The following is a 12,540-nucleotide window of genomic DNA, read 5'->3' as shown; positions in this document are numbered from 1 at the left end:
AGGTTTATCCAGGACAATCTGGCATTGGACAGCGGCGCATTTTCGGGTCAGTAAGGCGCGTTGTATACATGTATACGATTCTGTTGAGGCGTCGATGTCTCCTCTGATTCCCGGACGCCCCGCACCCGACCGGTTGCGGCACAAGACTGTGGCGGCGGCCGTGGCGGACTCGCTCCGCGAGCAGATCCTGAACGGTGAACTGCCGCCGGGAGTGCAGCTCCGCCAGGACGCCCTGGCGGAGGAGTTCGGGATCAGCCGGATCCCGGTGCGCGAGGCCCTGCTGCAGCTGGAAGCCAGCAAGCTCGTGCGGATCGTGCCGCACCGCGGGGCGGTCGTGACGGGCCTCTCGCTGCAGGAGGTCGAGGACATCTTCCAGCTGCGCGTCCAGCTCGAGCCGGAACTGCTCCTGCTCTCGGCCCCGCACCTGACCCCCGACGACATCCGCGATCTCGACGCCCTCTCGAAGGAGTACGGCGCGGCGCTGGAGACCGGTCAGGTCCTCCGGTGGGGCGACCTGAACAGCCGCTTCCACCTCGACCTGATCCGGCACGCCGGCCGGCCGCGGTCGCTGGCGATCGTCTCCGCGCTGCTGCAGGATTGCGAGCGGCCGACGCGGCTGCAGATCGCGACCTCCGAGGACGCGACCCGCGCGGTCAGCGAGCACGCGCAGATCCTGGCCCTGTGCGAGGCCCGCACGTTCGACGCGGCGGCCGCCTGCCTGCGGCGCCACATCGAGCATGTCGGCGCCTCGCTCATCGCCCTCTACCGGGGGGCGCTCGCCGAGGCCTGATCGTCCGCGAGGCGGCTCAGTCCGGCTTGGCCGACCGGCCGCCGATCCGGCCCGGCAGGCGGCTCAGGCGATCCTTCATCTCCAGGACCTTCTGGACCTTCGAGCCGAGGGTCAGGAGCTGGACGAGGCGCTCGGTATCGAGGCGGCGCACGTCCGCGTACCAGCCGGCGAACAGCTCGAAGAGGTCGTGCATCTCCCGCAGGCGCGCCTGGGCGTGCCGCTCCTCCTCGGTCGCCGGCTCCTGCATCAGGAGTTCGCGCAGGAGGGTCAAGGTCGGGTCGACCTCGCGCTTCTTGCGCTCCTCGACCAGCGTGCGGACGATCTGCCAGATGTCCTCGGGCGTCGTGAAGTAGTCGCGCCGGTCGCCGGGCCGATGCTGGAGCCGGACGAGGTTCCAAGCCTGGAGCTCCTTCAGGCCCATGCTGACGTTGGAGCGCGACACGCCGAGCCGCTCGACGATCTCGTCGGCGTTGAGCGGCCGCTCGGCCACGAACAGCAGGGCGTAGATCTGCCCCACGGTCCGGTTGATGCCCCAGCGCGAGCCCATCTCGCCGAAATGCAGCACGAAGGTCTGGACGAGCGGGGGCAGCTGCACGGCAGGGATCCGACGCGGCGAGAGGTCAGGCGGGCGCCCCCCGGTCTATCAGCTCTTGAGCCAATACCGCAGGACCGTCGCGACGAAGCCGAGGCCGACGATGCTGGAGGCCCAGAGCCCCGCGAACCACGCGAGGCGCTTCCAGAGGGGCTGTGCTGCTGCGGGTGCCATCAGTGATATCCGTGCGCGTCGACCTTGCCGCGGAAGACCCAGTACGCGTACGCGGTGTAGGCCAGTATGATCGGGATCAAAACCGACGCGCCGGCCAGCAGGAAGATCTGGCTCGCCTCGGGGGCGGCCGCCTGCCAGATCGTGATCCGGCCCGGCACGATGTCGGGGAAGATGCTGATGCCGAGCCCCAGGAAGGTCAGGGCGAACAGCCCCAGCGCGATCAGGAAGGGCGCCCGCTCGGCGCCGCCCCGCAGGGTGCGCCACAGGGCGTAGGCCGCGAGCGCCACGAGCAGCGGCACCTGCGCGGTGACGAGCACGTTCGGCATCGCCAGCCAGCGCTCGTAGTAGCGGCCCTGGAGGAACGGCGTCACCGCGCTGACGAGGGCGATGGCCGCCACCGTCGCCGCGGTGAGGCGCAGGGCCAGGCGCCGGGCCCGCAGCTGGAGCAGGCCCTCGGTGCGCATCACCAGCCACGTCGCCCCGAGCAGCGCGTAGGCGACGACCAGGCTCGCTCCGACGAGGAGGCTGAAGGGCGTGAGCCAGTCCCACCAGCCGCCGGCATAGGCCCGCCCCTCGACCGCGATGCCTTGCAGGAGCGCGCCCAGCGTGATGCCCTGGGCGAGGGCCGCCACCAGCGAGCCGCCCGCGAAGGCCACGTCCCAGGCGGCGCGGTGGCGGGGGTCGCGCCAGCGGAACTCGAAGGCGACGCCGCGGAAGATCAGCCCGAGCAGCATCGCGATGATCGGCGCGTAGAGCGCCGGCAGGATCACCGCGTAGGCCAGCGGGAAGACGGCGAACAGGCCGCCGCCGCCCAGCACCAGCCAGGTCTCGTTGCCGTCCCAGACCGGCGCGACCGAGTTCATGGCGGTGTCGCGCTCCGCGCCCGGCCGCAGGACCGGGAACAGGAGGCCGATGCCGAGGTCGAAGCCGTCCATGACGATGTAGGCGAAGACCGCGAAGGCGATCACGAGCGCCCAGACCACCGTGAGATCGACGCTGTAGGCCATGGGTCCCTCACTCGGCCGGCTGGAGGTGGCGGTCGGGGTCGATCGCCGGGGCGGGCGTGATGCCCGCCGTCCGGATCGGCGCGCCGGGCTCGATCCCGCTCTCGCCGGCATGCGGGGGCTGGCCCATCAGGCGCAGCATGTAGCCGGTGCCCATGGCGAAGACCGCGAAGTAGATCACCACGAAGGCGGTGAGCGAGGCCGCCACCGCCGGCGCGTGCAGCGGCGAGGCCGACTGCGCCGTGCGCAGCAGTCCGTAGACCGTGTAGGGCTGGCGCCCGACCTCAGTGGTGATCCAGCCGGCCAGCACCGCCACGAAGCCCGCCGGGCCCATGGCCACCGCGAAGCGGTGCAGGGGGCGCCACGCGTAGAGGGTGCCGCGCCAGCGGGCGAGGAGGCTGAGGGCGCCCAGGAGCAGCATCAGCATGCCGAGGCCGACCATGATGCGGAACGACCAGAACACGATCGGCACGGGCGGCCATTCCGACCGCGGCAGGCTGTCGAGCCCCTTCAGGGGCGCGTCGAGGGCGTGCTTCAGCACCAGCGACGACAGCTTCGGGATCTCGACCGCGTAGCGCACGGTGCCGGCCTCCTGGTCGGGCAGGCCGAACAGCACCAGCGGCGCGCCGTCCGGGTGACTCTGGAAGTGCCCCTCCATGGCCATGACCTTGGCGGGCTGGTGCTCCAGCGTGTTGAGGCCGTGCGCGTCGCCCGCGAGGATCTGGACCGGCGCGACCAGGGCGGCCATCCACATCGCCATCGAGAACATCGTCCGGGCGGCCGGGTTGGCCCGGTCGCGCAGCAGGTGCCACGCGCCGACCGCGCCCACCACCAGGGCCGTCGTCAGGTAGGCGGCCAGGACCATGTGCACGAGGCGGTACGGGAAGGACGGGTTGAACACGATCGCCCACCAGTCCAGCGGCACGAACTGGCCCTCGGCATTCGTGCCGTAGCCCGCCGGCGTCTGCATCCACGAGTTCACCGCCAGGATCCAGAACGCCGAGAAGCAGGTCCCGACCGCCACCATCAGCGTCGCCGCGAAGTGCAGCCGCGGCCCGACCTTGCGCATCCCGAACAGCATCACGCCGAGGAAGCCCGCCTCCAGGAAGAAGGCCGAGAGCACCTCGTAGGCCATCATCGGCCCCAGCACCGGGCCGGTCTTGTCGGAGAAGACCGACCAGTTCGTGCCGAACTGGTAGGACATCACCAGGCCGGACACGACGCCCATCGCGAAGGCGATGGCGAAGATTTTGAGCCAGTACTTGAACAGATCCATGAAGACCTGGCGCCCGGTGGCGAGCCAGAGCCCTTCCAGAACGGCGAGGAAGCTCGCGAGGCCGATCGAGAAAGCCGGGAACACGATGTGGAAGGCGACCGTGAACCCGAACTGGATGCGGGCGAGGATCAAGGGATCGAGGTTGGCGAGCACGTCGTGCCTCCGGCTCTGTGCGCGACTCGGCGTATAGCAATTTCAGAAATTTCTGAAAAGTCAAAACATCCTGTGTCGCCGGTGTGGCGCCCTGGCCATGCGCCGGCGTCCGGGGTCGATCCGGCCTCGGGGTCTGGACGTCCGCGCCCGAACGCGTCAGGGTCGCCGGATTCCTCACAGGTCGGGACCACGCGGGCCCCTGGACGCGCGCCGCGCGACGGGACGCCGCGTCCCGACGCACGGAGAGCACGCGCCGCCATGGCCGACACCCTCGTCTCCGCCGCGCCCGTCGATCTCGCCGCCGCGCTGTCGGCGCGCATCCGCGGCATCGGCACGAGCCAGATCGGCCTCGTGGCGGATCGCGGGCGGGACGACCCGGAGGTGGTGAAGCTGTGGATCGGCGAGGGCGACCTGCCGACGCCGCCCTTCATCGTCGAGGCCGCGCACCGGGCGATGCTCGACGGGCACACCCGCTACACCACGTCGCTGGGGCTGCCGGCGCTGAGGGCGGCGCTCGGCGCCTACCATGCCCGCCACTGGGGCGTGGAGATTCCGCCGGACCGGTTCGGCGTCACGGCGGGCGGCATGAACGCGATCATGCAGGCGGCCCAGGTGCTGCTGGAGCCGGGCGACGAGATGATCATCCCCTCCCCGGCCTGGCCCAACCTCGGCGAGGCGGTCCGCATCGCCGGCGGCGTGCCCGTGACGGTGCCGTACCGCCGCCTGTCGGACGGGCGCTTCGCGCTGCCGCTCACCGACATCGCGGCGGCGATCACGCCGCGCACCCGGGTGATCATGGTGAACTCGCCCTCGAACCCGACGGGCTGGACCATGCCGCTCGCCGAGATGACGGCCCTGCGCGACCTCGCCCGGGAGCGCGGCCTCTGGATCCTCTCGGACGAGGTCTACGCCCACTTCACCTACGGCAACCGGATCGCGCCGTCCTTCCTGCAGATCTGCACGGAGGACGACCGGCTGATCGTGACCAACACCTTCTCGAAGAACTGGGCGATGACCGGCTGGCGGGCCGGCTGGGTGATCTATCCCCGCGGCCTCGCCCCGACCTTCGCCAAGCTCGGGCAGTACAGCACCACCTCGATCCCGACCTTCGTCCAGCACGCCTGCATCGCGGCCCTCGAGGAGGGCGACGGCTTCATCCGCACGATGGTGGACCGCTGCGCCGAGGCCCGGGCGATCCTGGTGGAGGGGCTGTCGCGCCTCCCGGGCGTCACGGTCGCGCCGCCGGACGGGGCCTTCTACCTCATGGCCCGGATGGGCGGCGACGAGCCGAGTCTCGACCTGGCGCTGCGCCTGCTGCGGGAGGCCAAGGTCGGCGTGGCGCCCGGCACCGCCTTCGGACCCGAGGGCGAGGGCTTGGTGCGGATGTGCTTCGCCATCAGCCCGGACCTGGCGCGGGAGGCGGTGCGCCGGCTCGCGGGCGCGCTCGGGACCCGGGCGCCGGCCGCGGCGGCGCACTGAGTCGGGCGGAAGCGGCTCAGCGGCCCCAGCGCAGGACCAGCGCGTCGTTCCGCCGGGCGAGCTCGATCAGGCCGGCCCGCGTCGCCGGGTGCAGGGGCTGGATCGGCAGCCGCGCGGTCTCGCTCGCGATCACGCCGCCCTCGGCCATGAGCGCCTTGCAGGCGAGTAGGCCGCACTGCCGGTTCTCGTAGTTGATCAGCGGCAGCCAGCGCGCGTAGGCGTCCATCGCCTCGTCGCGACGCCCGGCCGCGTAGGCGTCGGTGATCTGGCGGATGCCGTCCGGGTAGCCGCCGCCGGTCATCGCACCCGTCGCGCCGGCGTCGAGGTCGGCCAACAGGGTGATCGCCTCCTCGCCGTCCCAGGGGCCCACGACCGCGTCGCCGCCGAGCGCGATCAGCTCGCGGAGCTTGGCCGCGGCGCCCGCGGTCTCGATCTTGAAGTAGGCGACGTTCGCGATCTCCCGGGCCATGCGCGCCAGGAGCGGTGCCGACAGCGGCGTGCCGGCCACCGGCGCGTCCTGGATCATGATCGGGATGGAGATCGCGTCCGAGACCGCGCGGAAGAAGTCGACGATGCCGAGCTCCGGTACCCGGATCGTGGCGCCGTGATAGGGCGGCATGACCATCACCATCGCGGCGCCGGCCTCCTGGGCGCGGCGCGAGCGCTCGGCGCAGACCTGCGTGGCGAAGTGCGTCGTCGTCACGATCACCGGCACGCGGCCGGCCACGTGGTCTAGCACGGCGTCCATCACCCGCTCGCGCTCGTCGTCGGTGAGGACGAACTGCTCGGAGAAGTTCGCCAGGATGCACAGCCCCTGGCTGCCGGCGTCGATCATGAAGTCGACGGCCCGGCGCTGCCCGTCGAGGTCGAGGGCGCCCGCGGCGTCGAAGACCGTGGGGGCGACCGGGAAGACGCCGCGATAGGCGGGGACGGACGAGGTCATGCGCGGTCCTTCTGCCGGGATCGCGCATCCCGGCGGACGACCGTGTCCGCGGGCGGGATCCGGCCGCCTCTTAGCACGCGGCCTCGGTCCTGGCGCGTTCCGGACCGCGCGCACCGCGCTGTCGACAAGCCCACCGGCTTTCCTGTACGGCCGAGATCTTCTTTGCTTTGTCCATCGACAGCCGAGATCGGGCGCGGCGGCCGCACGAGAACGGCGTTTTCTTTTCGGAGCTACTGTAATGCGATTCTTCTCTGCGAGCCGCGTCGCGGCGCTCGTCGCGGCGACGCTCCTCGGCGCAATCGCCGGCGCGCCCGCGCGGGCCGACGATCTCGACGCGATTCGCGCCGCCAAGACCCTGCGCATCGGCACCGAGGGCACCTACGCGCCCTTCACGTTCCACGACGCGTCCGGGCAGCTCGTCGGCTTCGACGTCGAGATCGGCCGTAAGGTCGCCGAGCAGCTGGGCGTCGCGCCGCAATTCCTCGAGGGCAAGTGGGACGGGCTGATCGCCGGGCTCGACGGCAAGCGCTACGACGTGGTGATCAACCAGGTCGGCATCACCAAGGAGCGGCAGGCGAAGTTCGACTTCTCCGAGCCCTACATCCGCGCGCGGGCCGTGCTGATCACCCGGGCGGACCGGTCCGACATCAAGTCCTTCGCGGATCTCAAGGGCAAGAAGGCCGCCCAGAGCCTCTCCAGCAACTTCGCGCGCCTCGCCGAGCAGTCCGGCGCCGAGCTCGTCGGGACGGACGGCTTCGACCAGTCGATCCAGCTCGTACTCACCGGCCGCGCCGACGCCACCGTCAACGACAGCCTGTCGTTCCTGGACTTCCACAAGCAGAAGCCGAACGCCCCCGTGAAGATCGCCGCCGAGCAGGCCGACGCGGACGCCTCCGGGATCATCATGCGCAAGAACAACCCGGCGCTGAAGGCGGCGATCGACAAGGCGCTGGAGGCGATCAAGGCCGACGGCAGCTACGCGGCGATCGCCCAGAAGTACTTCGGGGCCGACGTCTCCAAGTAGACCGTCCGCAGAGGGCCCGCCCGGACGGATCTCGCCCGGGCGCCGCCCCGTACAGCCCCACGCTTCGATCGCCCGGTAGGAGACGCCGCCCCGTGCCGCACTGGCTCGACCTCATGCTCCAGTCGCTGGGGCCGCTGCTCGCGGCCGGCCTGCGCTTCACCGTGCCGCTGACGCTCATCGCCTTCGCGCTGGGCCTCGCGCTCGGGCTCGGGACCGCCCTCGTGCGCCTGTTCGCGCCCCGGCCGCTGGCCGCGCTGGCGTGGCTCTACGTGTGGATCTTCCGGGGCACGCCGCTCCTCGTGCAGCTGTTCGTGATCTTCTACGGCCTGCCGAGCGCCGGCATCCTGATCGACGCCTTCCCGGCCGCCGTGATCGGGTTCACCCTCAACGTCGGCGCCTACACGTCGGAGATCGTCCGCGCGGCCATCGCCTCCATCCCGAAGGGGCAGTGGGAGGCGGCCTACGCCACCGGCATGAATCCGGTCCAGGCCCTGCGCCGCACGATCCTGCCCCAGGCGGCGCGGGTGGCGGTGCCGTCGCTCGCCAACTCCTTCATCGCCCTGGTGAAGGACACCTCGCTCGCGGCCGCCATCACGGTGCCGGAACTGTTCCAGGCGGCCCAGCGCATCGTCGCCGTCACCTACGAGCCGCTGATCCTCTACATCGAGGTGGCGCTGATCTACCTCGTCCTGTCGACGCTGCTGTCCTGGCTCCAGACGCTGCTGGAGCGACGCCTCGGGCGCTACGGCGGCTACCTGGAGGCCCGCGCGTGATCGCCCTGTCGGCCATCGAGAAGCGGTTCGGCGACAACCCGGTCCTGCGCGGCGTCGACCTCGCGGTGCCGGAGGGGCGGGTCACGGCGCTGATCGGCCCGTCGGGCTCGGGCAAGTCGACGCTCCTGCGCTGCGCGAACCTGCTGGAGGTCCCGCAGGCCGGGACGCTGACCCTCGGCGAGATCCGCCTCACCTTCCGGCCCGGCAGCCCGCCGGCGCGGCGGGACGTGCTCGCCGTGCGCCGGCAGACCGGGATGGTGTTCCAGAATTTCCAGCTCTTCCCCCACCGGACCGTGATGGAGAACGTCACCGAGGGGCTCGTCACCGTCGGCAAGTGGCCGCAGGCCCGGGCCCGGGCGCGCGCCCTGGAGCTGCTGGAGCGCGTCGGCCTCGCCCACAAGGCCGCGGACTGGCCCGCCAGCCTGTCGGGCGGCCAGCAGCAGCGGGTGGCGATCGCCCGGGCGCTGGCCCCGTCCCCGCGCCTGCTGCTCTGCGACGAGCCGACCTCGGCCCTCGATCCGGAACTCGCCGCCGAGGTGGTGGACGTGCTGGCCGGCCTCGCGGGCGAGGGCACGACCATGCTGATGGCGACCCACGACCTGCGCCTCGCGCGGCGCGTCGCCGACACGGTGGTGTTCCTGGAAGGGGGGCATATCGTCGAGCAGGGCGCGGCCGCCGACGTCTTCGCCCGGCCGGCCGACCCGCGCACCCGCCGGTTCGTCCGGACGCTGCTCGGCGAGGCGGCCGAAGGGGCGTGAGAAGGGGCCTACGGAACGGGCCGGGACGCGGGATTCAGCGCGTCAGGCAGCGGAGCGTGAGAAGATCCTCGACGGTGAGCGCGGTCCCGAAGACCAGGGGCCGCCAGGCCGGCAGGGTGGCGAGGATCAGGCCGGCCGCCAGGGCGAGCCAGGGCAGGACCGGGCGCAGGCCGGGACCGGCGGCCCTCACGCGGGATTCCGCGCCAGCGACGCCTCCTCGCCCTTGCCGACCACCACGAGGCCCAGACCCGCGGCCAGCATGGCGCCGCCCCAGAGCAGGAAGCCGATGTCCCAGTAGAGCCACTGCTCCGGCGGTGCCCGCTCGTTGACGTGGTGCACGCCGAGGATCTCGTGGTCGATCAGGCCCTCGACGAGGTTGAACAGGCCCCAGCCGATCAGGAGCGACCCGGCGAGCAGCTTGCTGGACCAGTAGAGGTGCGTGCGGTGCGCGGCGCGCCAGAGGAGGAACAGCCCGAGGACCACGAAGACGTAGGTCGCGCTGTGGAAGAAGCCGTCCCAGCGGGTGTTCAGCTCGAGGTTCGGGATCGTGTCGATCGGGTACCAGCTGCTCAGCATGTGGTGCCATTGCAGGATCTGGTGCAGCACGATCCCGTCGAAGAAGCCGCCGAGGCCGAGCCCGAACAGGATGCCGGCGCTCACGGGGAAGACGCGCTCCCGGGTGTCGGCCGCTCTCTCAACCGCCCTGTCAGCCGCTCTGTCAGCCGCTCTGTCAGCCGCTCTGTCAGCCGCTCTGTCAGCCGCTCTGTCAGCCGCTCTCATGCGCAACTCCGGCGTGGCGGAGGCCGCGGCCGCGCGGGCGACGGCGTCCTGCGGGGAACCCGCCCGGGGCGCCGGCGGATCCGTCACGCCTCCCGCGGGACCGCTTCCGGTCGCGAGACCATCCGCAGGTAGACGGCGAGCCCCGCCAGGAAGACCGCGAGGCCGAGCCCGGTGGCGTAGGGCGCGAAATCCTTGCCGGCCACGGCGATCGCCGAGCTGTGGCCCGCCAGGAGGTCGGTGCCGGCGAGCAGCACGCCCACGAAGCTCTCGCCGACGAGGAACCCGGACGCGAGGAGGACACCCCGGCGGCGGGCAGTGCCGACCGTCCTGTCAGCCTTCGCGTCGCCCTTCGCGCCGACCCGGGCGCGCAGCCGGCGCTCGGCGACCCAGCCGAGGATGCCGCCGATGGCGATCGTCATCTCCACCGAGAGCGGCAGGTACATGCCGATGCCGACCGTCAGCGCCGGGAAGGTGAGGTCGCGCCGCTTCAGCCACGTCTCGGCCGCCACCAGGACCACCCCGAGCCCGGCGCCGATCAGCACCATGGTCCAGGGCAACTCGCCGTGCGTGATGCCGTTGGCGATCTGGGTCATCAGGGCCGCCTGGGGCGCCGGCATGGCGCTCCCCGCGTCCTGCCCGTCCCGCGCGGGGGCACCGACGAAGCCGTAGGCCTCGTAGAGCAGCGACAGGAGCGGGGCGATCACCACGGCGCCGACCCCGACGCCGAGGATGAGCGCGACCTGCTGGTGCCAGGGCGTGGCGCCGAGCACCTGCCCGGTCTTCAGGTCCTGCAGGTTGTCGTTGGCGATCGACGAGGTGGTGATGATGACCGACGTCAGCAGCAGCGCCATGCCGGTGACGAACCGGTCTCCCTCGGGCCCGGCGGAATGCCCCAGGACCAGGGGCAGGAGCAGCGCGGTCGCCATCGTGGTCAGGATGCCGATCCCCGAGATCGGGCTCGACGAGGAGCCCAGCAGGCCCGCGAGGTAGCCGCAGGCCGCCGCCATCAGGAAGCCGAACAGGACGGTGAACAGGGTGGCGGCCACCGCCAGCACGATCGTCAGGCCGCCGAGGTCGGCGGCCCCGGCGAAGGCCCAGAACAGCAGCGCGAGCGGCACGCACAGGCCCAGGGTCGCGGCGGCCACCCAGGTGATCGGCAGGTCGCGGTCCTCGCGCGGGTGATCCTTGCCGAGACCGCCGCTGCCCGACAGGGCGGCGCGGATGCTCCCGAGGATCGGGCGCGCCAGCGAGCCCACGGTCCAGAGCCCGCCCACCGCGATGATCCCGGCGCCCATGAGGCGCACTTGGCCCGACCAGACCGCCTCGGCGGCCGCGCCCGCCGACTTGGCGGGATCGGGCGACAGGGCGGTGAGGATCGGGACCGCGATCCCCCAGGCGATCAGGACGCCGGTCAGCAGCGCGAGGCAGGCGCCGATGCCCACGAGGTAGCCGACGCCGACCAGCGCCAGCGAGAAGCCGGTCCCGGTGCGGAACACCGCGCCGCCGAGGCTGACCGCGCCGTTGAGCCCCTCGCCCAGGACCTTCAGCCCCGTGGTGGCGAGCCCGATCGTCCCGGCGGCCGCAGCGGCCCCGAGCAGGTCCCGCAGGCCGTGGCCGCCCTGCTCCTCGTGGCCGGTCCTGAGCACCTCCGCGGCGGCGATGCCCTCGGGATAGGGGAGATCGCTGCCCGACACGAGCGCGCGGCGGAGCGGGATCGAGAAGGCGACGCCGAGCAGGCCACCCAGCAGGCAGACCGCCGTGGTCTGCCAGAACGGGAAGCCGTGCCAGTGGCCGACGAGGACGAGCCCGGGAAGCGCCAGGATGACGTTGCACAGGGTGCCGGCCGCCGAGGCCTGCGTCTGCACGATGTTGTTCTCGAGGATGCCGGCGCCGCCCATCAGCCGGAACGCGCCCATCGAGATCATCGCGGCCGGGATCGAGGACGAGAACGTCATCCCGGTCTTCAGGCCCATGTAGAGGTTGGCGGCCATGAACACGACCGTGATGGCCGCGCCGAGCGCGATCCCCCGCAGGGTCAGCTCGGCCTGACGGTCCTGCGTCGTCGGCGTGATCGTCGGGCTGCGGGCGTCCATCGTCCACTCGGGCTGCCACAGGCACAGCACGCGAGGGGCCGGAAACGTTCCCGCGCCGCGCCCGGCCCGCCCGGCCTCACCCTGCCCCGCCCCGCCCTGGGGCGATGTGTCCCGGCGCCGACCAGGCCTGTGATGCAGTCACCCGGCGCGGCGGCGGGTTTGGCAGCAGACCGCCCCGTCCGGGTGCGATCCGCTCCTCGTCGGGAAGGCGCCGCCTTGTCCAAGTGGTATCTCTACGGCATCGCCCTCGTGGCCGGCGTCGCGAACGCCATCGAGCCGGGCCAGAACGCCACGCTGGCGAAGGTCACGGGGCAGCCGATGCTGGCCGGCCTGTTCTGCTTCGGCCTCGCGATCGCCTGCTTCCTCGCCGCGATGGCCGTCGCCCGGCTGCGCGGCCGCTCCCAGGCCGAAGCGGCCACGCCCGTGCCCTGGTGGGCTTGGCCGGGCGGCGTGCTCGGGGCGGCGGTCGTCCTGGCGCAGCTCTACATCTCCGAGAAAGTCGGCGCGGCGCCATTCCTGGGCTGCGTGATCACCGCGGGCGTGGTCGGCTCGATCATCCTCGACCATCACGGCCTCGTGGGCTTCGCGCGCCACCGCGCCGGGCGCTGGCGCATCCTCGGCGGCGCGCTGATGGTCGCGGGCGTCGCCCTCGTGGCGGCGTTCTGACGGACCCGTCGATCCGAACGCCTCGCACCCTCAGG

14 protein-coding genes are annotated in these 12,540 nt (G+C 72.0%); 6 read left to right on the top strand and 8 right to left on the bottom strand.

Annotated features, from left to right (window positions below; translation table 11 throughout):
• The first annotated feature begins 94 nt into the window (after positions 1-94).
• Positions 95-790 (top strand): GntR family transcriptional regulator, encoded by a 696-nt coding sequence (locus C4T42_RS01465; protein WP_103984626.1) that lies wholly within the window; start codon positions 95-97, stop codon positions 788-790.
• Between the two features lie 16 nt (positions 791-806).
• Here the strand turns inward: C4T42_RS01465 and C4T42_RS01460 are convergent, their stop codons facing one another.
• Genes C4T42_RS01460 through C4T42_RS01445 form a run of 4 tightly spaced genes read right to left on the bottom strand, consistent with a single transcriptional unit; the run spans position 807 to position 3,989 of the window.
• Positions 807-1,385, bottom strand: a complete 579-nt coding sequence (locus tag C4T42_RS01460; RefSeq protein ID WP_103984625.1) for a GbsR/MarR family transcriptional regulator — start codon at positions 1,383-1,385, stop codon at positions 807-809.
• A 48-nt stretch (positions 1,386-1,433) separates the two neighbouring features.
• A complete protein-coding gene (locus tag C4T42_RS01455) occupies positions 1,434-1,556 on the bottom strand; it encodes a DUF2474 family protein (protein ID WP_012321840.1) in 123 nt (40 codons plus the stop codon).
• Positions 1,556-2,563, bottom strand: a complete 1,008-nt coding sequence (gene cydB / locus C4T42_RS01450; RefSeq protein ID WP_103984624.1) for a cytochrome d ubiquinol oxidase subunit II — start codon at positions 2,561-2,563, stop codon at positions 1,556-1,558. Before cydB ends, C4T42_RS01455 begins: the two co-directional genes overlap by 1 nt.
• 7 nt (positions 2,564-2,570) lie before the next feature.
• Positions 2,571-3,989 carry a cytochrome ubiquinol oxidase subunit I gene (locus C4T42_RS01445; protein ID WP_091676122.1) on the bottom strand — a complete coding sequence of 473 codons (1,419 nt, stop codon included), beginning with the start codon at positions 3,987-3,989 and terminating at the stop codon, positions 2,571-2,573.
• A gap of 258 nt (positions 3,990-4,247) precedes the next feature.
• Here C4T42_RS01445 and C4T42_RS01440 point away from each other — a divergent pair, with 258 nt between their 5' ends.
• Positions 4,248-5,468 (top strand): pyridoxal phosphate-dependent aminotransferase, encoded by a 1,221-nt coding sequence (locus C4T42_RS01440; protein WP_103984623.1) that lies wholly within the window; start codon positions 4,248-4,250, stop codon positions 5,466-5,468.
• Between the two features lie 16 nt (positions 5,469-5,484).
• Here the strand turns inward: C4T42_RS01440 and C4T42_RS01435 are convergent, their stop codons facing one another.
• Positions 5,485-6,411, bottom strand: coding sequence for a dihydrodipicolinate synthase family protein (locus C4T42_RS01435; protein WP_103984622.1), 927 nt, complete (start codon positions 6,409-6,411; stop codon positions 5,485-5,487).
• Positions 6,412-6,649: 238 nt separating this feature from the next.
• On the opposite strand from C4T42_RS01435, the gene C4T42_RS01430 reads away from it, so the two are divergent.
• The 3 genes from C4T42_RS01430 (at position 6,650) to C4T42_RS01420 (ending at position 8,966) form a co-directional block, all read left to right on the top strand.
• Complete coding sequence (locus C4T42_RS01430; protein ID WP_103984621.1) at positions 6,650-7,435, top strand: amino acid ABC transporter substrate-binding protein; 786 nt, start codon at positions 6,650-6,652, stop codon at positions 7,433-7,435.
• 92 nt (positions 7,436-7,527) lie between these two features.
• Positions 7,528-8,208: an amino acid ABC transporter permease gene (locus tag C4T42_RS01425; RefSeq protein ID WP_020090963.1), complete on the top strand. Its 681-nt coding sequence runs from the start codon at positions 7,528-7,530 to the stop codon at positions 8,206-8,208.
• On the top strand, positions 8,205-8,966 hold the full coding sequence (locus C4T42_RS01420) for an amino acid ABC transporter ATP-binding protein (RefSeq protein WP_020090964.1): 762 nt from the start codon (positions 8,205-8,207) through the stop codon (positions 8,964-8,966). Before C4T42_RS01425 ends, C4T42_RS01420 begins: the two co-directional genes overlap by 4 nt.
• A gap of 34 nt (positions 8,967-9,000) precedes the next feature.
• Here the strand turns inward: C4T42_RS01420 and C4T42_RS31830 are convergent, their stop codons facing one another.
• The 3 genes from C4T42_RS31830 to C4T42_RS01410 all read right to left on the bottom strand — a co-directional run bounded on the left by C4T42_RS31830 (position 9,001) and on the right by C4T42_RS01410 (position 11,839).
• On the bottom strand, positions 9,001-9,156 hold the full coding sequence (locus C4T42_RS31830; protein ID WP_020090965.1) for a hypothetical protein: 156 nt from the start codon (positions 9,154-9,156) through the stop codon (positions 9,001-9,003).
• Positions 9,153-9,626 carry a DUF2243 domain-containing protein gene (locus tag C4T42_RS01415; RefSeq protein ID WP_020090966.1) on the bottom strand — a complete coding sequence of 158 codons (474 nt, stop codon included), beginning with the start codon at positions 9,624-9,626 and terminating at the stop codon, positions 9,153-9,155. Before C4T42_RS01415 ends, C4T42_RS31830 begins: the two co-directional genes overlap by 4 nt.
• Before the next feature lie 203 nt (positions 9,627-9,829).
• Positions 9,830-11,839: an oligopeptide transporter, OPT family gene (locus C4T42_RS01410; protein ID WP_020090967.1), complete on the bottom strand. Its 2,010-nt coding sequence runs from the start codon at positions 11,837-11,839 to the stop codon at positions 9,830-9,832.
• Between the two features lie 216 nt (positions 11,840-12,055).
• Between C4T42_RS01410 and C4T42_RS01405 the strand changes: the two genes are divergently transcribed.
• Positions 12,056-12,505 (top strand): DMT family transporter, encoded by a 450-nt coding sequence (locus C4T42_RS01405; RefSeq protein ID WP_020090968.1) that lies wholly within the window; start codon positions 12,056-12,058, stop codon positions 12,503-12,505.
• The last annotated feature ends 35 nt before the right edge of the window (positions 12,506-12,540 follow it).

This window comes from Methylobacterium sp. 190mf, assembly GCF_900107945.1.
Lineage (GTDB): Bacteria > Pseudomonadota > Alphaproteobacteria > Rhizobiales > Beijerinckiaceae > Methylobacterium.
The sequence above is the reverse complement of the archived record's forward strand: the minus strand, read 5'-3'. Positions and strand labels throughout refer to the sequence as shown.

Coding starts and splice junctions, on each gene's coding strand:
- C4T42_RS01455 (WP_012321840.1), bottom strand. CDS start 1,556: ATGGCACCCGCAGCAGCACAGCCCCTCTGGAAGCGCCTCGCGTGGTTC.
- C4T42_RS01410 (WP_020090967.1), bottom strand. CDS start 11,839: ATGGACGCCCGCAGCCCGACGATCACGCCGACGACGCAGGACCGTCAG.
- cydB (WP_103984624.1), bottom strand. CDS start 2,563: ATGGCCTACAGCGTCGATCTCACGGTGGTCTGGGCGCTCGTGATCGCC.
- C4T42_RS01430 (WP_103984621.1), top strand. CDS start 6,650: ATGCGATTCTTCTCTGCGAGCCGCGTCGCGGCGCTCGTCGCGGCGACG.
- C4T42_RS01465 (WP_103984626.1), top strand. CDS start 95: ATGTCTCCTCTGATTCCCGGACGCCCCGCACCCGACCGGTTGCGGCAC.
- C4T42_RS01440 (WP_103984623.1), top strand. CDS start 4,248: ATGGCCGACACCCTCGTCTCCGCCGCGCCCGTCGATCTCGCCGCCGCG.
- C4T42_RS01435 (WP_103984622.1), bottom strand. CDS start 6,411: ATGACCTCGTCCGTCCCCGCCTATCGCGGCGTCTTCCCGGTCGCCCCC.